Origin of the sequence: Bacillus safensis, assembly GCF_039619585.1 — a bacterium.
Lineage (GTDB): Bacteria > Bacillota > Bacilli > Bacillales > Bacillaceae > Bacillus > Bacillus safensis.
The window spans coordinates 904493-927103 of the sequence record NZ_CP154909.1 but is presented as its reverse complement, the minus strand read 5'-3'; the positions used below and the strand labels follow the sequence as shown (position 1 = coordinate 927103).

The 22611-nt window shown below is 40.5% G+C and carries 20 protein-coding genes; 14 read left to right on the top strand and 6 right to left on the bottom strand.

Annotated features, from left to right (window positions below; genetic code table 11):
- Window positions 1-96 precede the first annotated feature (96 nt).
- Entirely contained in the window at window positions 97-537 is a 441-nt protein-coding gene (locus AAYR28_RS04655) for a MerR family transcriptional regulator (RefSeq protein ID WP_034667702.1), read from the top strand.
- 58 nt (window positions 538-595) lie between these two features.
- Window positions 596-1927, top strand: a complete 1332-nt coding sequence (locus AAYR28_RS04650) for a hemolysin family protein (RefSeq protein WP_034282244.1) — start codon at window positions 596-598, stop codon at window positions 1925-1927.
- 39 nt (window positions 1928-1966) lie between these two features.
- On the opposite strand, the gene AAYR28_RS04645 is transcribed toward AAYR28_RS04650, so the two are convergent.
- The gene (locus tag AAYR28_RS04645; protein WP_024425286.1) at window positions 1967-2569 is read right to left on the bottom strand and encodes a lysophospholipid acyltransferase family protein; all 603 of its coding nucleotides are present in this window, start codon (window positions 2567-2569) and stop codon (window positions 1967-1969) included.
- A gap of 370 nt (window positions 2570-2939) precedes the next feature.
- Here AAYR28_RS04645 and AAYR28_RS04640 point away from each other — a divergent pair, with 370 nt between their 5' ends.
- The 3 genes from AAYR28_RS04640 to AAYR28_RS04630 are packed head-to-tail and all read left to right on the top strand — an operon-like array spanning window position 2940 to window position 4760.
- Window positions 2940-3431 (top strand): sigma-70 family RNA polymerase sigma factor, encoded by a 492-nt coding sequence (locus tag AAYR28_RS04640; RefSeq protein WP_024425287.1) that lies wholly within the window; start codon window positions 2940-2942, stop codon window positions 3429-3431.
- On the top strand, window positions 3424-4482 hold the full coding sequence (locus AAYR28_RS04635; protein WP_070325651.1) for an anti-sigma factor: 1059 nt from the start codon (window positions 3424-3426) through the stop codon (window positions 4480-4482). The genes AAYR28_RS04640 and AAYR28_RS04635 overlap by 8 nt, the downstream gene beginning before the upstream one ends.
- Window positions 4470-4760, top strand: a complete 291-nt coding sequence (locus AAYR28_RS04630; protein ID WP_024425288.1) for a hypothetical protein — start codon at window positions 4470-4472, stop codon at window positions 4758-4760. Before AAYR28_RS04635 ends, AAYR28_RS04630 begins: the two co-directional genes overlap by 13 nt.
- A gap of 64 nt (window positions 4761-4824) precedes the next feature.
- On the opposite strand, the gene AAYR28_RS04625 is transcribed toward AAYR28_RS04630, so the two are convergent.
- Window positions 4825-6225 carry an amino acid permease gene (locus AAYR28_RS04625; protein WP_034282247.1) on the bottom strand — a complete coding sequence of 467 codons (1401 nt, stop codon included), beginning with the start codon at window positions 6223-6225 and terminating at the stop codon, window positions 4825-4827.
- Between the two features lie 452 nt (window positions 6226-6677).
- Entirely contained in the window at window positions 6678-7508 is an 831-nt protein-coding gene (locus AAYR28_RS04620; RefSeq protein WP_041116968.1) for a C40 family peptidase, read from the bottom strand.
- A 353-nt stretch (window positions 7509-7861) separates the two neighbouring features.
- On the opposite strand from AAYR28_RS04620, the gene AAYR28_RS04615 reads away from it, so the two are divergent.
- The 7 genes from AAYR28_RS04615 (at window position 7862) to garD (ending at window position 17019) form a co-directional block, all read left to right on the top strand.
- Window positions 7862-9223: an alkaline phosphatase gene (locus tag AAYR28_RS04615; protein WP_098676769.1), complete on the top strand. Its 1362-nt coding sequence runs from the start codon at window positions 7862-7864 to the stop codon at window positions 9221-9223.
- Between the two features lie 180 nt (window positions 9224-9403).
- On the top strand, window positions 9404-10330 hold the full coding sequence (gene kdgD, locus AAYR28_RS04610; RefSeq protein WP_101677413.1) for a 5-dehydro-4-deoxyglucarate dehydratase: 927 nt from the start codon (window positions 9404-9406) through the stop codon (window positions 10328-10330).
- Window positions 10331-10351: 21 nt separating this feature from the next.
- The gene (gene gucD / locus AAYR28_RS04605) at window positions 10352-11818 is read left to right on the top strand and encodes an alpha-ketoglutaric semialdehyde dehydrogenase GucD (RefSeq protein WP_034282252.1); all 1467 of its coding nucleotides are present in this window, start codon (window positions 10352-10354) and stop codon (window positions 11816-11818) included.
- Between the two features lie 65 nt (window positions 11819-11883).
- Complete coding sequence (locus AAYR28_RS04600) at window positions 11884-13260, top strand: MFS transporter (RefSeq protein WP_046310382.1); 1377 nt, start codon at window positions 11884-11886, stop codon at window positions 13258-13260.
- A gap of 27 nt (window positions 13261-13287) precedes the next feature.
- On the top strand, window positions 13288-14652 hold the full coding sequence (locus tag AAYR28_RS04595; protein ID WP_101677414.1) for an enolase C-terminal domain-like protein: 1365 nt from the start codon (window positions 13288-13290) through the stop codon (window positions 14650-14652).
- 83 nt (window positions 14653-14735) lie between these two features.
- Window positions 14736-15428 carry a FadR/GntR family transcriptional regulator gene (locus AAYR28_RS04590; protein ID WP_369877328.1) on the top strand — a complete coding sequence of 231 codons (693 nt, stop codon included), beginning with the start codon at window positions 14736-14738 and terminating at the stop codon, window positions 15426-15428.
- A 13-nt stretch (window positions 15429-15441) separates the two neighbouring features.
- The gene (gene garD, locus AAYR28_RS04585) at window positions 15442-17019 is read left to right on the top strand and encodes a galactarate dehydratase (protein ID WP_061109607.1); all 1578 of its coding nucleotides are present in this window, start codon (window positions 15442-15444) and stop codon (window positions 17017-17019) included.
- Between the two features lie 38 nt (window positions 17020-17057).
- Here the strand turns inward: garD and AAYR28_RS04580 are convergent, their stop codons facing one another.
- Both AAYR28_RS04580 and AAYR28_RS04575 read right to left on the bottom strand, forming a co-directional pair.
- A complete protein-coding gene (locus tag AAYR28_RS04580; protein WP_369877304.1) occupies window positions 17058-18479 on the bottom strand; it encodes a SpoVR family protein in 1422 nt (473 codons plus the stop codon).
- Between the two features lie 67 nt (window positions 18480-18546).
- Window positions 18547-19746 carry a globin domain-containing protein gene (locus AAYR28_RS04575; RefSeq protein ID WP_101677417.1) on the bottom strand — a complete coding sequence of 400 codons (1200 nt, stop codon included), beginning with the start codon at window positions 19744-19746 and terminating at the stop codon, window positions 18547-18549.
- Window positions 19747-19929: 183 nt separating this feature from the next.
- Here AAYR28_RS04575 and AAYR28_RS04570 point away from each other — a divergent pair, with 183 nt between their 5' ends.
- On the top strand, window positions 19930-20361 hold the full coding sequence (locus tag AAYR28_RS04570) for an Rrf2 family transcriptional regulator (RefSeq protein WP_024425294.1): 432 nt from the start codon (window positions 19930-19932) through the stop codon (window positions 20359-20361).
- Between the two features lie 159 nt (window positions 20362-20520).
- On the top strand, window positions 20521-21996 hold the full coding sequence (locus tag AAYR28_RS04565; protein ID WP_101677418.1) for a catalase: 1476 nt from the start codon (window positions 20521-20523) through the stop codon (window positions 21994-21996).
- A 109-nt stretch (window positions 21997-22105) separates the two neighbouring features.
- Here the strand turns inward: AAYR28_RS04565 and AAYR28_RS04560 are convergent, their stop codons facing one another.
- Window positions 22106-22426, bottom strand: coding sequence for a YqzG/YhdC family protein (locus AAYR28_RS04560; RefSeq protein ID WP_427846923.1), 321 nt, complete (start codon window positions 22424-22426; stop codon window positions 22106-22108).
- Between the last annotated feature and the right edge of the window lie 185 nt (window positions 22427-22611).

Genomic DNA, 22611 nt, shown 5'->3' with positions numbered 1-22611 from the left:
AAATCCTCCTCTGTTTCTTCTTATTGGCAGGAAATATGAACAATTAACTTGTGTTTCAGACTAGAATTATATTAAACTATTTTCATAAACTATAACGTGACGGTTAGGAGGAGATGTTCAGATGGGGCTGAGAAAAAGTATCGTATTGGTGAACTAGCACAGATTGCACAGGTGACGAAACGAACTGTAGATTATTATACAAATCTAGGTTTGCTTGCGCCTGTTAGATCTTGCTCAAATTATCGTTATTACGATGAATATGCTTTAAAACGATTACAATTAATCGTTCTTTGCAAACAGCAGAGATTGGCTCTTTCTGACATCAAATCCAGATTAGATGAACAATTCCCTTCTCAAAAGGAAGATCATGATGAACTTGTCCATTTAACCTCTGATATCGATCGGATGAATGAGCATATGGACCGCATTTTGGCACGTTGTAAGCAGCTTCAGCCAGAACAACGTGAAAAACTAAAAGAGCAGCTTACTCCTGAAAAAATGACGGCTGTCCAATCATTTTTACTGCTGTTAAGTTAAAATTTTTACTAAACAGGAGGTGTTACCTTCGTTCTCAAAGTCAGAACGAAGGCCTTAATTGGACATAGTTAATTTACTCATAGTCGCTTTACTTATAGCTTTAACCGCGTTTTTCGTTGCATCAGAGTTTGCGATCATTCGCTTAAGAAGCTCAAGAATTGATCAGTTAATCGCAGAAGGTAATAAAACAGCAGTTGCTGTCAAGCATGTAACGACTCATCTTGATGAGTACCTATCAGCCTGTCAGCTTGGTATTACCATTACCGCCCTTGGTATTGGTTGGTTAGGGGAAGAAACAATTGCGCATATGCTTGCGCCGCTCTTTGCAGAGCTGTCCATTCCTCAATCAGCTAGTTCTATTGTCACTTTTATTATTGCGTTTAGTATCATGACGTTTTTACACGTTGTCGTTGGAGAACTTGCACCGAAAACACTCGCCATTCAAAAGGCTGAGCAAGTATCCCTTCTTTTTGCTAGACCACTGATGATCTTTTACAAAGTGATGTTCCCGTTCATTTGGGTATTAAATGGATCTGCTCGTTTGTTAACGAAAGCGTTCGGTCTTCAGCAAGTATCTGAGCATGACATGGCGCACTCTGAGGAAGAATTGCGGATTATTTTATCAGAGAGCTATAAGAGCGGCGAGATTAACCAGTCTGAATTCAAATATGTAAATAAAATTTTCGAATTTGATGACCGTCTGGCGAAAGAAATTATGATTCCTCGTACCGAAGTTGTCAGCTTCCCATATGATATTACCATTGAGGAAATGCTGAAGGTAACAAAGGTAGAGAAATATACACGTTATCCAATTGAAGATGGCGACAAAGACAACATTATCGGTGTTCTTAACATTAAAGAGGTTCTCACTGCCTGCATTAGCGGTGAGTGCTCTACAAGCGATACGATCGAAAAGTTTGTAAATCCAATTATTCACGTGATTGAAACGGTTCCTGTTCATGATTTACTGCTCAAAATGCAGCGTGAACGTGTACACATGGCCATTTTATCAGATGAATATGGCGGTACAGCAGGTCTTGTCACTGTTGAAGACATCCTTGAAGAAATCGTTGGTGAAATTCGTGATGAGTTCGACATTGATGAAATCAACGAAGTGCGTAAACTTGGAGAAGACCATTACATCTTTGATGGCAAGGTTCTTGTTGATCAAGTCAACCTGCTATTAGGTATACAGCTTGATAATGAAGAGGTCGACACAATCGGCGGCTGGTTCCTTACTCAGAAATATGAAGTAGAGAAAAATGACGCCATTCGTGAACAAGGCTATGAATTTATTATTAATGAAGTCGATGGACACCATGTGGCATACATCGAAGTAAAAAAGTTAAATGAACAATTATTAGAAGCAGCTGAAGAAGGCGCTTCTTAAGAAAAAAACGACCCTTGCCTAAGCAAGCGGTCGTTTTTCTTATGCCTTTTCCATTAATTGAGCTTCTAGCTCTTTGATTCTTGTGTTTAATACTTCTGTCATGGCACCTAATCTTTCTTTTGGCGGCAGATGGTCAAATTCAGACAGCTCAATCGGTTCACCGATGATTAAGCGCATTTTCCCTTTTTTGAAAAGGCTTTTCGCATTTGAAGGTCCTTTGTATGCGGCTGGAACAATTGGCGCTTTACCGAGCTGCGCAATGGTAACCGCTCCTCTTTTTAAAGGAACATCCTCTGTAGTACGTGTGCCGCTTGGAAAAATCCCAACGATCTTTCCCTCTTTTAATAATTTAATGGGCGTTTTAATACTGCTTGGCCCAGGATTCTCTCGATCAACTGGAAAGGCATGAATCTTTTTTAAAAATCCACCGATCCATTTATTTGCAAACAATTCTTTTTTCGCCATGTAGTGGATCTCAAACGGAAGAATTCCTGCGCCTAATGCAAGAACATCCACAAAACCCTCATGTGTACAAGCAATGACAAAACCCCGATCAGTTGGCAGATTCTCTTTTTGATATACTTTGATTCCACCTCGGAGACCAAATAATAATTTGACGGTATAGCCTGAAAATTTATACATAGTGCACTTCCTTTGTTTGAAGAATGAAGGATTTGTCTCTATTATAACAAATTTTTTATTACCTGGTACTAAAAATTTGTACGCAGTCCAATCCTCCCTATTTTTTTCGTTTAAAATGAACGTTCTGACTGTATTCAAGCACAAGGTTTTAGGGGAGAATAGAATAGGAATTGTGTCCAATTTTGTCGTTTTTCGATGTTTTTTCCTGATTTGTTCTATTGAAAATACTTTATAAATGATGCAAATTTCGCTATGATAAGGAGAAATGATTTTGATTCGGCGAAAGAAATGAGTAATGTACGGTAATGAGAAGTTTCGTGCAACTTTATGCCTTTCTTATGCGTGTATAACATAGAGGGGAGAAAAATCAGTGACGATCGATGAAATTTATCAAATGTATATGAACGATGTTTACAGGTTTCTGCTCTCCATGACAAAAGACAAACATTTGGCAGAAGACTTATTGCAGGAAACCTTTATGCGTGCGTATATACATATTCATTCCTACGACCATAGCAAAGTGAAACCTTGGTTATTTCAGGTGGCACGAAATGCTTTTATTGATTATGTCAGGAAACATAAAAAAGAAGTGACCATATCGGATGACCTCATTGGCGGTCTTTTACAAACGTCTGTACAAAGCCCTGCTGAACAGGTTGAAATAAAGGAAGTTCTCACCATGTATTTGGAGCAGCTTCCAGATAACTACAAGGAAGCGTTGACATTGTATTATTTAAAAGAGCTAAATTACAAGGAAGCATCCAAGGTCATGAATATTACTGAAGCAAATTTTAAAAGTGTTTTATTTCGTGCAAGGCAGCGCCTAAAAGCACTTTACAACAGAGGTGTTAATGATGAATGAAGAGTTTAACAAGCGATGGGAACAATATAATAATGGTGAGATGAATGAGGAAGAAATGATAGCGTTTGAAGAAGAACTTGAAGAAAACGAAAAACGCTTAAGCCAGGAACTGAACGACTCAGATTGGACAGATTTTTCCATCAGTCCTGAGAAGCAAAAAGCCATTTTACAATACGGAAAAAGAAAGTCATATTTACGTATTTCCGTACTTGCTGTCATATCGACACTCATTATTTTACCGCTTTGTACATTAGGAAGTTATTTATACTACGGCGTTGGCGGCGCCGAGAGCAAAGGCAATCATTTCATGGAAACAGCAGCTGTCACCGTCGCTTTAACCAAACCAAACGTGGCCATTGATATGAAGGATTTAAAAGGTCAGGTCAAACTTTTTGGGATGAACACCGAATTGAAGCTGCAAAAGCAAATTGGCAATAAAACAGAAGCTATTGGCAGTGAACAAATCGAGATGTTTTTCGATAAATTAAAGCAGCCTACCATCTCTTATTATGGTGACAGCGCACGCGAAACGGAGGATTTCTTTACCCATCCTTCGGCGCAGGCAGATGCCTCAAAAAAACAAACACTCACTACGTTAGACAAGCTTCCTGAAGGAACAGTAAGTGAAGTGTATGTATCCTATGACAGAGCTTACACACCAAAGGATGTTTATTCCTTTGCTAAAAAATACGATATGAAAGTGCTGTGGAATGCGATTAAAACAGAGGATTCATTAAGTGGAAATCAGCGGCCAATCGGCTTTCCTGGGAAGGACTCTGAATTTTTAAAAGAGCTTCAGCACACATCAAAAACTGAGGTAGATCAATTCAAAGATGCCCTTGCTTATGTTAATCAGCACCCGACATGGGCAACAACGATCTCTGGCAGACCTGATCTTGACTTGTCTAATCGTATACGCTATATCGATCAAAATGGCGTCACGGTTTATGGCTCTGTGGTCACTGGGCCTTCAAAAGAGATTGAGAAATTTGTAAAGACAAAACGCATTAAAACGGCAAAAGTGAGCGAGGTGGAATTATGGAATTGGTAAGAATTTTTAAAGAGCATAATGTATTTGGCTGGATTTCTGTCGGCACAGCGATATTATCCCTGCTCATGCTAAACCTCGCCATTATCAGCAACGTGACATTTTATTCTTTTCAAATGCTTCCTTTTGCAATGGCCGCAGTTCCATTTGGCATTATTGAACTGTTCATTAAAAAAGGCCGTACGGGTCCAGGTTTCCTCGGTGTCGTACTGAATATCTTTGTCATTGTTTGTGTCTATGCCATCGTATCAATCGATGTCGATCTTCAATTAGGTTTTTAATCAGCACTCAAAAGCAAAAGCCCGTGTTACTTGACTAATGCCAAGCAGCACGGGCTTTTTTCATTCATTTTTTATTCAATTCTGAATGCTTTCTTGAATATAAGAAATACACAACCAGCCCAATGGCAAGCCAGATTAAGAAACGTACAAAGGTGATTGCACCAAGCTTATAAATGAGCAATCCGCAAGATAGAATAGCTAAGATCGGAATAAGCGGAACTGCTGGGCATCTGAAAGCTCTTGGTAAGTCCGGCTGCGTTTTTCTCATCACAATGACCGCCACTGAAATCAAAATGAATGCTGAAAGTGTCCCGATGTTCACTAAACTTGCCAGCTCATCAAGTGGAATAAATCCACCCATTAATGCTGACAATGTACCGAAGAACAATGTATTGATGTAAGGAGTTTTATGCTTTGGATGAACTTTTGATAATACCTTTGGCACCAAGCCATCACGAGACATAGCAAACATCACGCGTGTCTGGCCGTACAGCATGACAAGCATCACGGTTGTCATCCCTAGAATCGCTCCGACATCCACAATACCAGCCACCCAGTTTTGTCCGGCTACTTGTAAAACGAGAGACACTGGATGTGATACTCCTTCAAAATTCATAAAAGGAACGATGCCCGTCATAATCGCACTGACAACGACATAAAGCAGCGTACAAATCAATAAAGAAGTAATAATTCCTCTAGGCAGGTTGCGTGATGGATTTTTTGTCTCCTCTGCCGCAGAAGCAACTGCATCAAACCCGATAAATGCAAAGAATACTAGGGCTGCTGCACTTAAGACCCCTGATGTCCCAAATGGAACGAATGGTGTCCAGTTTTCAGGTTTTACATATTTCACAGCGACTAAAATAAAGAGCAGAATCACAGCAATTTTCATAATAACCATGATGTTATTTACTCGTTTTGATTCTTTAATACCAAAGTACAGCAGGAAGGTGATGACCATTAAAATAATAAATGCTGGAAGATTAAAATATGTCACGTGCCCCTTTAAACCACCTGGTGCTGCTGTTAACTCAACTGGTATATGAATCCCTATCCCATTTAAAAAAGACACAAAATAGCCTGACCAGCCCGCTGAAACGGCACTAGCAGCCAGCATATATTCTAATATTAAATCCCAGCCAATGATGAATGCTAGAAATTCCCCCATTGATGCGTACGTAAATGTATACACAGACCCTGATACAGGCACTGTGGAAGCAAATTCCGCATATGACAGTGCTGCAAACAAACAAGCAAGACCTGCGATGACAAATGATAGCACAAGTCCTGGCCCCGCAGTGACGGCTCCTGTACCTGTTAGAACAAATATCCCTGTCCCGATTATGGCTCCAATGCCCAGCATGGTTAAATCAAATGAACCCAATTCCTTTTTTAATGCTTTTTCCCCTTGTGTTGCCGCAATGAGCTCTGAAATGCTCTTTTTTCTAAACAACGAATTGCTCATACCATCACTCCCAAAACTTAGTATCAGTCTAAAGACGCCACATTCATATAATTCACAATATTTTCTGAATATTTAGATTAAATTTAGCGCAATAAATTGGTGGCGTAAAATTATTATATATGAAAATTAAAAAATGAAAACACTTTTTTAAAAAATAGAGTGAAAATTCTTATATATCAACGGAAATATTGTCAATAAAACGGTTAGATTTTCTTCAATCCTTATTCAATTGATAGTTTGTCTCCCTCTATTTATGATACAACATGGAAGATTATATTTTTTTCATATACTTATTATTCAACAAAAATAAGACCCTTTTTTTAAAAGCAGGGTCACAATTATGTTATTTTAAAGCCTTTAGACCGATAGTGATCTATGAGAAAAAGACCAGTTCTGCGGCACAAATGATATATGAAAAAAGAGACTGCTTCATAGCAGTCTCTTAAAATGAATTAGTTTACAAATGTTTTCGCTCCAAGATAAATAGGCTTCCAATAGCTTGATGTCATATCACTGATCGTTACACCGTCAGAAGCAGCATGGATAAACTTATTGTTCCCAAGGTAGACACCCATGTGAGATGGACCCGATTTATACGTTGTAAAGAAGACAAAATCTCCAGCCTTTGGTTTGGATACACTTTTCATCGATCCCCAGAAACCTTCAGTTGTTTGTCTTGAAATCTTTTTTTGTTTGTTAATGATATACCACATAAATCCGCTGCAATCAAAGCCCTTCGGTGTCGTTCCACCCCATCTATATGGAGTACCGTTTTGCGCTTTAGCATCTGCTATGAGCTTAGACGTGTTTAAGGAAGAAGTAGAGACTGTTTTTTCTTTCACAGGTTTCGCCTTTACTTTAGACGTCTTTTTCACCTTTAGCTTTTGCCCGATTTTAATGAGGTCTGTTTTAAGTTTATTTAACGATTTCAACTCTTTCACAGTCATCCCGTATTTTTTGCCGATCTTAGATAATGTATCACCTTTGACAACTTTATGAGTGGCAGTTGCTGAAGCCGTTTTTACTTTTGTTGTTGTTTTTGATGTCTTCACTGCTTTTTTCGAAGAAGTGCCATTCACTTTTAAGGTTTGTCCAACATAAATCACGTTAGATTTCAGCTTATTGTCTGATTTAATTTTGCTCACGCTTGTTTTGTATCTTTTCGCTAGAACAGAAAGAGAGTCACCTTTTTGAACTTTTACTGATTGTGCTGAGGCAGCGCCGGCAAATAATGTCGTCCCAAGTAGAACTGCACTTGCAGCTGTGATCAATTGTTTTTTCATTTGTTCCTCCTGTATGTATCTATCTGATCCGAATTTTTATCTACTCCCTATTATAAGGATCAAATACCAGAAGAAATAGTCTTGACTTCCTACGACATTATGCTTATTAATTCGGCAAAATTTATTTTTTTTTAGGGTTCTTTTTATTTCATTTTTATTACACAATCATGACAAAATAATCGCATCTTGTCATGGATAAATGATACATTCATTTCTCTTTTTGGTTCATTCTATGTAAAGTGGACCTTTACAATTTTAAAGTGAACTTTACGGTGCTGTAAAGAGGAATCCACACTTCTGCTCTACCATTGTAAACGTAAGAGCGATACATAAACAATGAGGAGGCAAAATGAATGAGTGTGTTGAAAAGCTCGAAAACGAAAATTGCTGCAGTGGCAGCAGCATCTGTGCTATCGATTGGCATTTTTTCAGGGATTGAATTTGGACAAGCTGACAAAGCTGAGGCTAAAAAGAAGCCGAAAAATGACGTGCAAAATGTGATCGTGCTGATTGGAGATGGCATGGGAACACCTTATCTTTCAACTTACCGCTCATTTAAACACAACGGTGACCTTTCAAAGCAAACAGCGTTTGACCCTTACCTCACTGGCATGCATAAAACATACCCTGACGACTCTAAAAGTAACATTACCGATTCAGCAGCAGCTGGTACAGCCATGGCCACTGGTAAAAAGACATACAACAATGCCATTGGTGTAAACAAAAACGGCAAAAAACTAAAAACCGTTTTAGAAGAAGCCAAACGAAAGGGAAAATCGACGGGTCTTGTCGTGACATCTGAATTAACAAATGCTACGCCTGCTGCGTATGCCGCTCACGATGTGTCTAGGAAAAACACTGCAGCCATCGCTGATGACTTCTTCGATGAGAAAATCGGAAAACAGCATACAGTCGATGTCATGCTTGGCGGAGGACTTGTCGATTTTGTCCGAAAGGATCGTGATCTGACGAAGGAATTCAGACAAGCCGGTTATGATTATGTCACCAATAAAGCCGCCTTACAAAAAAACAAAAATGAAAAAGTGTTAGGCATTTTTGCTGATGGAGGTCTCGATAAAGCCATTGATCGTGATCAAACGACGCCTTCCCTGCAAGATATGACATCCTCAGCCATCAAACAGCTGTCTAAAAACAAAAAAGGATTTTTCCTTATGGTCGAAGGCAGTCAAATTGACTGGGCTGGACATGATCATGATATTGTCAGTGCGATGAGCGAAATGAAGGATTTTGAAAAAGCATTTGAAGAAGCGATCCGTTTTGCGAAAAAGGATAAAAACACGTTAGTCATCACGACCGCAGATCATTCAACTGGCGGACTTTCCTTTGGAGCAGACGGTTCAGGCAGCTGGGATTACAAACCGGTCAAAGCAGCGAAAAAAACGCCTGACTTTATCGCAAACAAAATTGTCAGCGGCATGCCTGTCGAGTCAGCGCTGAAACAATATATCAATCTTGATTTCACAAAAGAAGAAACAGCCTCTATTCAAAAGGCCGCTGAAACAAAGGATACTGTTAAAATTGATGATGCGATTGAAGAAGTGATCAATACAAGATCACATACAGGCTGGACAACTTCTGGTCATACCGGTGATGAAGTTCCATTCTTTGCGTATGGCCCAACAAGCCAGCAGCTAAAAGGTCTGATGGAAAATACAGATCAAGCGAAACATATCTTTAAATTACTTCATCAATAAAACGAAGAACATTGTAAGAGCAGGTGTAGAAAATGCCTGCTCTTTTTATTGTTCAATCTTCCAGTTGAAATTTCTGAAAATAAAGATATTGACAAATTGTTTATTTGTCTTACAATTAAACAAAAGAGTTTTTGGTAGCGCTTACCTTTCTTTTTAACAAATTACAGGAGGTTTTTAGCAATGATTCAAGGTAGAAGAGCACCAGAAGGCATATTAGGTTTTCCTATCGCTCCTTTTCAAGCAAATGGTCAGCTTTCTGAGGAAGCACTATTTCAAAACATTCAATTCTTACTAGACGAAGGGCTCGATGCCATTTTTATTGCATGTGGGTCGGGAGAATTTCAGTCTATTAGTCAAAAAGAATACGAGCAAATGATTGATGCGGCACTTGCAGCTGCCGGTGGTCAAGTTCCTGTTTATTCAGGAGTTGGCGGAAATTTAAATACCGCACTGGAGTGGGCGAAAATTTCCGAGGAAAAAGGCGTTGACGGTTACTTATTACTCCCTCCTTATTTAATTCATGGTGAACAAGAAGGACTATATGAATACGCCAAAACCATTATAGAAAGTACAAACCTAAATGCCATCTTATATCAACGAGATAATGCTGTTCTTTCTGTGCAGCAAATCAAACGGCTCACTTCTTTTGAACAGCTTGTTGGTGTAAAAGATGGGGTCGGTGATATGGATTTAAACGTGAATCTTTCCTATACAATAGGCAGCAGGCTCAGCTATATAAATGGATTGCCTATGGCAGAGGTCACAATGCCGGCTTACTTACCGATTGGTTTTCATTCTTATTCCTCCGCAATTTCTAATTATATCCCGCACATCTCAAGAATGTTTTATCACGCACTAAAAACGGGTGATCAAGAAACGGTCAAGGACATTTACACAACTGTTATTCTACCGATTAACCGGATTCGCCAACAGAGAAAGGGCTATGCCGTCTCACTCATTAAAGCCGGCATGAACATCATGGGACATTCTGTCCGCAATTCAGCAAGACCGCCTGTTGTTCCTGTAGAAAAAGAACACTATCAAGAACTAGAAAACATTTTACAGCACGCAATGGAACGCTTCCCGAAAAAAGCGGCTGTGAATTAACGAAAGAAAGGAGCTCATATTATGTCCACTTCAGTGAAACAAAAAACGTACTTCAATTATATCAATGGTGAATGGGTAAAGGCTTCCACAGGAGAAGTGATCCCCATTCAAAATCCTGCCGACAAAGAGGAGGCTGCTGGATATGTGCAGCGCTCAAGTCTCGAAGATGTAAACGCAGCCATCACTGCAGCTCATGAAGCAAAGACGATGTGGCGAGATTTATCAGGTGCAGAACGAGGACAATATCTTTATAAAGCAGCTGATTTGCTGGAAGAACGTCTCGATGACATTGCCATTACTGCTGTAAAAGAAATGGGTAAAACTCTGCCTGAGGCAAAAGGAGAAGCGGCACGCGGTGTAGCCATTCTCCGCTACTATGCCGGCGAAGGAATGCGCAAAGAAGGCGATGTCATTCCTTCTACTGACCGAGAGGCACTCATGTTCACTAAAAGGGTTCCATTAGGTGTTGTAGGCATCATCTCTCCTTGGAATTTCCCTATCGCGATCCCTATTTGGAAAATGGCTCCTGCACTCATTTATGGGAACACGGTCGTCATTAAACCTGCGACAGAAACTGCCGTTACTTGCGCAAAAATCATGGCCTGCTTTGCAGATGCCCACCTTCCAAAAGGAGTAGTCAATATGGTCACAGGATCGGGAGCTGTCGTAGGTCAAGGAATGATTGAACATCCAAATATCCAAGGAATTACATTTACTGGATCAAATGCAACGGGTAAAGCCATCGGTCAAAAAGCCTTTGATCGCGGGATTAAGTATCAGCTTGAAATGGGAGGAAAAAACCCCGTTATCGTAGCCAATGATGCGGATCTTGATCTTGCGGTAGAAGCAGCCATTACAGGAGCCTTCCGGTCAACTGGACAAAAATGTACAGCAACGAGCCGAGTCATTGTCCAAGAAGACATCTATGATGCCTTTAAAGAAAAACTCGTTCAAAAAACGCAAGAGATCACTATTGGGGACAGTTTAAAAAAAGACGTATGGATGGGTCCGATCGCAAGCAAACAGCAGCTTGATCAATGCCTTTCCTATATTGAAACTGGAAAAAAAGAAGGTGCCACCCTCCTTTTTGGCGGGGAACCATTAACAGATGGTGATTATCAGAATGGTTATTTTATTGAGCCTGCTATTTTCGAACATGTCACCTCAGACATGACCATCGCTCAAGAAGAAATATTTGGTCCTGTCATTGCTTTAATCAAAGTGCAAGATATCAATGAAGCATTTCACATTGCCAATGATGTGGTTTTTGGCTTAAGCGCTTCTATTTTCACACAAAATATCGGTCGTATGCTGTCCTTTATTCAGAATATCCAAGCTGGGCTCATTAGAATTAATGCAGAAAGTGCTGGTGTAGAGTTACAGGCACCATTTGGTGGAATGAAACAATCAAGCTCTCATTCTCGTGAACAAGGAGAAGCGGCAAAGGAATTCTTTACAGCCATTCAAACCGTTTTCATTAAATCGTAAAATTGAAGCATTTGAGAGGGCATCTGCCCTCCTCAATTCTCTATTTTAGAAAAGGAGAAGAAATGATGATAAATAACCTCTTCCATGCTTCACAAACTGATAAAAAAACGTCTGTCCGCTGGTTTATCGTCTTCATGCTGTTTCTTGTCACTTCTGTCAATTATGCAGATCGTGCTACCCTTTCTATTGCTGGAGATTCTGTTCAACATGACCTTGGTCTTAGCTCTGTATCAATGGGTTATGTCTTTTCTGCTTTTGGCTGGGCATATGTCATTGGCCAATTGCCTGGCGGTTATTTATTGGATAAATTCGGTTCTAAAATGGTGATTGCCTGCAGTATTTTCTTTTGGTCTTTGTTTACATTGTTTCAAGGTGCCATAGGTTTTTTTACAGCGGGTACTGCGATTATTCTCCTTTTTACCCTGCGATTTTTAGTAGGGCTGGCGGAAGCTCCTTCCTTTCCAGGCAATAGCCGTGTAGTGGCTGCATGGTTTCCTAGTTCTGAACGTGGAACAGCTTCTGCTTTCTTTAATTCAGCTCAGTATTTTGCGCTTGTCATTTTCTCTCCAATTATGGGCTGGCTTACACATTCTTTAGGATGGCATTCTGTTTTTGTTGTTATGGGAATCCTCGGTATTTTGCTGTCTTTTCTTTGGATAAAAACCGTCTATAATCCAAAACAACACCCGAAAATTAACGCAGCAGAGCTCGATTACATATCAAAAGGCGGGGCTTTGACCTCAATGGACGATGAAAAGAGCCAGCAAAACAAAGAATCCAAATGGCCATACGTGAAACAATTACTTTCAAATCGGATGTTAATTGGGGTTTATATTGCTCAATATTGCATTACCACCCTCACTTATTTTTTCTTGACGTGGTTTCCTGTGTATCTGGTTCAAGCAAAAGGAATGTCCATTCTCGAAGCAGGTTTTGTTGCTTCCCTGCCAGCTCTCTGCGGTTTTTTAGGCGGAATCCTTGGCGGCTTGTTATCCGATTTTTTATTAAAAAGCGGGAAATCGCTTACTTTCGCACGAAAGACACCCATTATTATCGGCATGCTTCTTTCATGCAGTATGATCATCTGCAACTATACAGAATCTTCATGGATTGTTGTTGCGATTATGTCGCTTGCTTTCTTTGGAAAAGGATTCGGTGCACTTGGCTGGGCCGTTGTATCAGATACCTCCCCAAAGGAATGTGCCGGGTTAAGCGGCGGTTTATTTAATACCTTTGGCAACATTGCATCCATTACAACACCCATTATCATTGGATATATTGTCAATGCGACAGGCTCTTTCAGTGGTGCGCTCGTCTTTGTCGGCAGTAATGCCGTTATTGCAATCTTAAGTTATTTATTCCTTGTGGGTCCCATTAAACGTGTGAAGTTAAAAGAACCCCCTTCAACACCTCCGGCCCAAGTCCCATCCAGCTCTATTTGAAAGCGCTTTATATAAAGGAGGATATATATGAATCAATACTTAAAAGAAGTCAAAAAGGAACGAACAAACAATCTCCCTTACATTACTGACATGAAGGTGATTCCTGTTGCCGGCTATGACAGTATGCTTTTGAATCTAAGCGGAGCGCATGGACCTTTTTTCACAAGAAATGTTGTCATACTAACAGACAGCAGCGGCCGTCAAGGAGTCGGAGAAGTTCCCGGCGGTGAAAACATTCGACAAACACTTGAAAAAGCCGCCAGACTTGTCCTCCAAAAACCAATTGGGCAATATCATGCCATCCTGCAGTCGGTGCAGCAAACATATCAAGACCTCGATAGAAGCGGGAGAGGCAATCAAACCTTTGACTTACGGACAACAATACATGCTGTTACAGCGTTAGAATCGGCTCTCTTGGATTTATTAGGTCAATTTTTAGAAGAACCGGTTGCCTCTTTATTAGGAACAGGTCAACAAAGACAGGTCGTTGACATGCTTGGGTATTTATTTTACATAGGGGATCAAATGAAAACCCCTCTCCCCTATTTGAAAGAAGATCATTCATCTTGCAGCTGGTTTCGGCTAAGGCGTCAAAAAGCACTAACACCGATCGACATTGTCCGTTTGGCTGAAGCGGCTTATGAACGCTATGGATTTCAGGATTTCAAGTTAAAAGGCGGTGTCTTTTCCGGGGAAGCAGAGATGGAAGCTGTAGAATCTCTTTCAAAACGTTTTCCAAATGCGCGCATCACACTTGATCCTAATGGAGCGTGGTCTCTTGATGAAGCCATTCAGCTTTGCAAAGGAAAACAACATGTGCTTGCATATGCAGAGGATCCATGTGGAGCAGAAGACGGATTCTCATCAAGAGAAATAATGGCCGAATTCAAACGAGCTACCGGCATTCAAGTGGCTACAAATATGATCGCAACTGATTTCCGTCAATTGTCACACGCCATCCAATTACATGCAGTTGATATTCCACTGGCGGACCCGCACTTTTGGACAATGGAAGGTTCAGTTAGAGTCGCTCAAACGTGTCATGATAACGGCTTGACTTGGGGATCGCACTCAAACAACCATTTTGATATTTCCCTGGCCATGTTTACACACGTTGCCGCTGCTGCACCAGGTCATATAACAGCGATTGATACCCACTGGATATGGCAAGATGGCCAGCATTTAACAAGGAACCCACTTTCAATCAAAGAAGGTCGTGTCAAAGTGCCACAAGAACCCGGGCTGGGTATTCAAATTGATCTAGAAAAGATAGAGGAAGCCAACCGTTTATATAAACAAATGAAGCTTGGTGCAAGAAATGATGCCATTCAGATGCAATATCTCATGAATGGCTGGACATTCGACCCGAAAAAACCGTGTTTGATTCGGTAGTTTGACTGTAAATGATTGTATTCCCCTTCATTTTGTCTTACAATTGAACAACTGAAGGGAGAGAATGACTCGTGAATGAAAGTATGGATGAACTTAAATTTGAAACAGTGAATCGAAAAACATTAGCAAAACAAGTCATAGAACGTATCGTTCATTTATTGTCTAGCGGACAATTAAAAGCTGGTGACAAACTGCCAACAGAAATGGAACTCATGGATATTTTATCGGTAAGCCGCCCTGTGTTGCGCGAAGCTTTAAGTTCTCTTGAAACATTAGGCGTTATCACTAGAAAAACACGAGGCGGTACATATTTTAATGATAAAATTAGCAATCAGCCATTTTCAGTTATGCTCGCACTGGCTCAAGATAATTTACCAGCCATTCTAGAAGCTCGTATGGTACTAGAACTAGGCCTTGTCACCGTTGCTGCTGAGAAAATTAGTGATGCAGAATTAAAAAAATTAGAAAGAACCATTGAAATGATTGAGGAAAGTACAGATAACAACTATGGTGAAGCCGATAAAGAATTCCACCGGATTATTGCCTTAAGTGCAAACAATCCAGTTGTTGAAGGCATGATTCAGGCGCTTTTAGTATCACACGCCAAGATTGACAGCCAAATTCCTTATCGAGAAAAAAACGTGACCGTTAATTATCATCAGAAAATTTATGAAGCGCTTCAGCTTAGAGACCCATATCAAGCACACTTCCATATGCATGAACATTTGAAGTTTGTACGTGATAAGATTTTAAAAGGATTAAATCAAACGCCATGATACGGAAGCGGATATGCTTCCTCTCCTCTTAAAAAGACAGCGCTTTCAAAGGAGTGATCTCTTGAATCAAAAAGCAAAGGAAGCACCCCTATATATTCAGGTAAGTTCAAAGGATAATGTAGCAATCATCGTAAATGATGGCGGACTACCAGCTGGCACCAGCTTTTCAAGTGGATTGACGTTAACTGAACGCATCCCTCAAGGGCATAAAGTTGCACTTAAGACAATTGAACAGCATGCACCAATTGTGCGATATGGTGAAATCATTGGATACGCTAACGAAACCATCATACAGGGAAGCTGGGTGAAAGAAGAGCTCGTTCAAATGCCAGCTCCTCCTCCTTTAGACAAATTATCATGCCTAACATACAGCGGTCCTCCGCTTAAAAAGCTTGATGGTTATGAATTTCAGGGATACCGAAATCCAGATCATTCTGTTGGTACTAAAAATATTCTCGGGATTACAACAAGCGTGCAATGTGTCGTTGGGGTTCTTGACTATGCGGTCAAAAAAATCAAGGAAGATCTGCTGCCGAAATATCCAAATGTGGATGACGTAATTCCCCTCCACCACCAATACGGCTGCGGTGTGGCCATTCATGCACCAGATGCGGTCATTCCCATCAGAACCATCCAAAACTTAGCCACACATCCGAACTTTGGGGGAGAAGTGCTCGTCATTGGATTAGGCTGTGAAAAACTCATACCATCACGCATTGTGTCAGAAGAGCGGCAAGACGATATTTTAACATTACAGGAGGAATCAGGCTTTTCTTCAATGATTACCTCCATTCTGAAGGCTGCAGAGCACAAACTAAAGAAACTCAATAGGCGGACACGCGTCCCATGTCCTGTATCGGATTTAGTGGTAGGCTTACAATGCGGTGGAAGCGATGCATTCTCAGGTGTAACAGCAAACCCCGCCGTTGGATATGCAGCAGACCTCCTTGTCAAAGCAGGAGCAACGGTTCTTTTTTCAGAAGTGACAGAAGTGCGTGATGCCATTCACCTATTAACTCCAAGAACTTTGAATGAAGAAACGAGGCAGGCACTTATACGGGAAATGAAATGGTACGACGACTATTTAAGCAGAGGTCAAGCAGATAGAAGTGCAAATCCTTCCCCAGGAAATAAAAAAGGCGGTTTATCCAATGTCGTAGAAAAGGCGCTTGGTTCTATCGCCAAATCTGGCACAAGTCCAATATCTAGTGTGATTGGGCCTGGTGAGAAAGCGGCCACCAAAGGGCTGATATTTGCTGCGACGCCGGCAAGCGATTTTGTTTGCGGAACACTGCAGCTCGCCTCTGGTATGAATGTACAAATTTTCACAACAGGCCGAGGAACTCCATACAGCCTAGCAGCAGCACCTGTAATAAAAGTTTCTACGAAAACCAGCTTACAGACACAATGGCCGGATCTTATTGATTTTGATGCCGGCCGTATTGCAACCGGAGAAGCAACAATCGAGGAAGTCGGTACAGACCTGTTTCATTATATACTAGATATCGCCAGCGGCCGGAAAGAAACATGGGCCGATCATTGGGGGATTCATAACGATTTGTGTCTATTTAATCCAGCCCCAGTCACATAAAAGAGATGTCCGTTTGAGGACATCTTTTTTTATGATCATTAAGCGAGATATTTCCTATGAACCCCTTTTCCATCATAAGAAAACATCACTTCTTTTCCTTCAAGAACTGACTCGATATGCACACTTCTTCCCCACAGCTGATATAAATACGGAAGGACTTTTTCTAAGTATTTCAGATCAAGTTCAATGCCTTCATACCAATGCTTGATATAAAGTTCGTTATTTTTTAAATAGTCGCCATCGATCACGGTCAAATACGGAAAGCCGCCATTCACTCTCATACTGACTAACTGATCACGAACCGCCTTCCATTCTTTATCAATGACTTTATAGTCTCTCCCCTGCTTTTGAAACAAGTACAAGTCTTCTCTCATCACAAGGTCTTTCGTTAAGTAGTTTCGAATAAAGGAAATATCCGATTCAATTTCCCTGACTTCAAACATTTTACTGCGGCCAGATCCTTCTGTGACCCCTGCTTTTTTTAATTCTTCACATGGGTTGTTATAGCGTTCTTCAATATCTTCAAAAATTTTCAGCCCTAAATAGTAAGGATTGATGCCTGTTTTAGATGGCTGCACCACACCTGCATTTAATTTCGCAAACTCTATCGATTCACTTGAATCCAAATCAAGCTCCCGCATAATCCGCTGGTGCCAATACGATGCCCAGCCTTCATTCATAATCTTTGTTTCCAGCTGCGGCCAAAAATAGAGCATTTCTTCTCTCAGCATGGTAAGAACATCCCGCTGCCATGGCTCCAGCTCCCGGGAATGCGCTTCAATAAAGAGTAAAAGATCCTTTTCGGGCTTTGGCGGAAACTGCTTAACGGTTTTCTTTTTCTCACGCATTTTCGGCTCATCCATTCCCCACAAATCATCATAAGGCGTTTGACGTTTTGGTTTATCATCTTCACTTTCTTCATCGTCCATATTCCAGCTTAATTTTGATCGAACAAGAGACGGATCAATATGCTCCTGGATAGCCAATACGGCATCTAAAAAGGCTTCGACTTCTTTTGTTCCGTGGATATGCTCATATTCTTTGATCCGCTCTGCCGCTGCTGACATGCTTTCGACCATATCTCGTTTTGTGTTTTGGAAACGGCAATTATTTTTGAAGAAATCACAGTGTGCCAATACATGAGCCACAATTAATTTATTTTGAACGAGCGTATTGTTATCTAGTAGAAAGGCGTAGCAAGGATTTGAATTGATCACCAGTTCATAAATTTTGCTTAATCCTAAATCATAATGAAGCTTCATTTTATGAAATTGCTTCCCAAAGCTCCAGTGGCTGAATCGTGTTGGCATTCCATATGCACCGAACGTATAAATAATTTCCGCGGGACAGATTTCATACCTCATCGGATAAAAATCTAGACCAAATCCTTCTGCAATTTCTGTAATTTCATCAATCGCTCTTTGTAAAAGACGTTTTTCAGATACGCTCAAGGAAACCATCCCTCCTCATCGGACTTATCCCTACTATATGAGCGTATGTAAAAAAACATGATGTTCCGCCAACCGTTTAGACGACTTCCATTTCTTTTGTGGATTGTCCGCCAAATGCTTCGACATGAATATTGCGCGATGGAATTCCAAGCTCTTTTAAAATATGAATGATCTCCTGTGTAAACACCGGGGAACCGCATAGATAAAATTGGCCTTTCCCTTCTCCGATCACCGATTGAAGAAATGGACGGTCAATGCGGGAAGACGCTTTCTCAACAAGCTCACCCTTTCCAGACTGCGCAAATTGTTCGTTACATAGGATGATGCGCCCATGGGAAGCTGAAGCTAGAACGCGTTCAAACTCATTTTCAAAAGCATTTACATCCTCTAATCGATCTGCATGAATCATCGTGAATGTCTGGCTGTTTTGTGCGGCAGTTTTCACTAAACCAATCATTGGTGTGACACCAGACCCAGCACTGATGAAATAAACAGGCTCTTTTGTGTCTCCTTGCAAGCAGAACATTCCCTGCGGCATACTCACTTGAAGAACGTCCCCTTCTTTCATTTCATCATGCAAAAATGTAGACACATGACCGTCACGCTTCACTGTAATACGGTAATAAGATGGATGATGCTCGTCTGATAAGCTATATTGTCTGCTGCACATATAGGCTTCTCCTGGCATATCTGCCTGAACCGTAATGTATTGGCCTGCTTGATACAATGGCAGCTCTGATTCATCTTCTGGTACTAAATAAAAAGAGATAAGCGATGGAGATTCTTGCTTCTTTTTCTTAATCACAAACGGCTTCACATCTGCCCATCCGCCTGTCTGTTTCACATTTTCATCCATCATTTCTGCTTCTATGGTAATGAAAATATTCGCAATGATGTCATATGCAGCTTTCCAAGCTAATAAAGTGGCATCTTCTTCTCTTAAGCCAAACACATCTTTCATCGCTTCAATCAGGTGATATCCGACAATTGGGTATTGTTCTTTTTTGACCATGACACTGACATGCTTATGGGCAATTTGTTTGACCGCAGGAAGTAATTCTTCTAATCGATCAATGTGCAGTGCAGCTTGATATAGTGTCGCAGCAAGTGCCTCTGGCTGACTTCCGTTCATCAGATTTGTTTTATTAAATTGATTGAGCAGCTCCGGGTGCTGGCGAATCATATTTTGATAAAAAACAGTGACAAGTTTGGTTCCCTCGGCTTTTAGTAGAGGAGCTGATTGCTTTATTGCATTCATTTGATCTTTAGATAACATCGTCATTCCTTCTTTCAAAAGAAGTATTTTAAATACATCTTTATCGTAATGGATGACAGTCTCTAAAAGCAATATTTATAATACATGTTTTAAATGTTGTCACATTTTACACTTTCTCGAACAGTTTTTGTCTAAAATGTGTTACGATGATACAAAACTCTATTAGGTTTAGAGGTCGTCAAAATGAAACTTACGAATTACACAGATTTCTCATTAAGGGTACTCATTTATTTAGCTTCGAGAGAAAATAATGAACTGTCAAATATTCAGCAGATCGCCGATGTTTATGGCATTTCTAAAAATCATCTGACGAAGGTGATTTATCATCTTGGAAAACGCGGGTATGTGGAAACGATTCGCGGAAGAAATGGCGGGATCAGGCTTGGAAAAAGCCCAGAAAGCATTAATATTGGAGAGGTTGTCCGTTATACAGAGGATGATTTAGTCATGGTTGAATGCTTTGATCCAAAGAAAAACAGCTGCATTATCTCCCCAATTTGTTCATTAAAGCATGTACTTCATGAAGCACTCACTGCTTATTTAAGCGTTCTAGACCGATACACACTAAACGATTTAACACAAAACAAAGATGCTCTTAGAGAGCTCCTGCTTTAAGGCGAAAGAATTTATTCTTTCGTCTTTTTCTTTACCTTCTTGTAATAATAATTTATTTAAAATTATTATAAATAAATATTGACTATCATGTTTGATTCAATATAATTAGGGTATATAGATTGCTAGAAAACACTTTTTTGTTTACAGGAGGAGAAAAGAATGACAAATTCAAATCATAAAAATTTGACAACGAACCAAGGCGTGCCTGTTGGCGATAACCAAAACTCAAGAACAGCTGGTCACCGCGGACCTACCTTTCTTGATGATTACCATTTGATTGAAAAACTCGCACACTTTGATCGTGAACGTATTCCAGAGCGCGTCGTTCATGCAAGAGGCGCCGGCGCTTACGGTGTGTTTGAAGTAGAAAACAGCATGGAGAAACATACAAAAGCAGCCTTCTTAAGTGAAGAAGGAAAACAAACAGACGTTTTTGTTCGCTTCTCCACCGTTATTCATCCGAAAGGTTCACCTGAAACATTGCGTGACCCGCGCGGCTTTGCTGTCAAATTTTATACAGAAGAAGGCAACTATGATCTCGTTGGTAACAACTTGCCGATCTTCTTTATTCGTGATGCATTGAAATTCCCTGATATGGTTCACTCTCTCAAGCCAGATCCTGTAACCAATATTCAAGATCCTGACCGTTATTGGGATTTTATGACCTTAACGCCTGAATCCACTCATATGCTCACATGGCTTTTCTCTGACGAAGGAATCCCTGCAAGCTATGCTGAAATGCGCGGTTCTGGTGTGCATACATTTAGATGGGTGAATAAATACGGCGAAGCAAAATATGTAAAATATCACTGGAGACCTTCTGAAGGTATTCGCAACTTATCTATGGAAGAAGCAGCGGAAATTCAAGCAAACGATTTCCAGCATGCGACAAGAGATTTATATGACCGCATTGAAAAAGGCAACTTCCCAGCATGGGACTTATATGTTCAGCTTATGCCGCTTAGCGATTATGATGAACTTGATTATGATCCATGTGACCCAACAAAAACGTGGAGCGAGGAAGATTACCCGCTTCAAAAAGTAGGATGCATGACACTCAACCGCAATCCTGAAAACTTCTTTGCTGAAACAGAACAGTCTGCTTTCACGCCAAGTGCATTTGTTCCAGGAATTGAGGCATCTGAAGATAAACTGCTTCAAGGCCGTCTGTTCTCATATCCTGATACGCAGCGCCACCGACTCGGTGCGAACTACATGCGCATTCCGGTTAACTGCCCTTATGCACCTGTACACAATAACCAGCAGGATGGCTTTATGACAACGACTCGTCCAAGCGGTCATATTAACTATGAACCAAACCGTTATGCCGATCAGCCAAAAGAAAACCCTCACTACAAAGAAAGTGAGCCAGTTCTTCACGGTGACCGTATGGTGAGACAAAAAATTGAAAAACCGAACGATTTCAAACAAGCTGGAGAAAAATATCGAAGCTACTCTGAAGAAGAGAAACAAGCATTGATTAAAAACCTAACAGCTGATTTGAAAGATGTGAATGACCAAACAAAATTACTTGCAATCTGCAACTTCTATCGTGCCGATGAAGATTACGGCCAGCGATTAGCAGATTCACTTGGTGTGGATATTCGCGCTTATCTTCAAGGTAGCATGAAGTAATTCCATTTCGAAAAAATTGTTGGACAAAGGGCTAAAATGATCTTTATTTTAGCCCTTTGTCTTTTTTGACTGAACGCCTCAAGCACCCTTTACAAAAAAAGGGACTTCTTTATAATCGAAACACGTTAATACTAATCAAATGACCAGTCACCGGATGAAAATAAATTTCTGCATGTGAGGCAAAGCGAGTTGATCCTTCCTTTACAGTGACGCGAAACACATCTTTTGTCTGCTCATCATTCACTTCTGTCCGGCCAATGTAATGATAATCATTTAATGCGGCACCTTTATATTCATCTTTAAACGCTGTGTACGCAAGTCTTTCCCAATTTTCAAACGGCTGCACTGCTGCTTTTGATGCAGGATGAATCATCAAACTGCCAAGCAAAACGATTCCTGCTGCAATAAGCATCCACCATTTCGGCTGCATGATATCATTGAACTCACTTTCATATATGTTTTGTTTAGGTTTAGCAAGCCTGTCCTTTTTCATACATGAAGCAATTATTCAGCCTATAATTCCCGGTACACGATTGATGCGGACACCAACTTTTCCCCTGAAAAAGTCGATATGATCCGAGCAAACTAATGAAGACTTCTCAAGGGAAAGGAGAA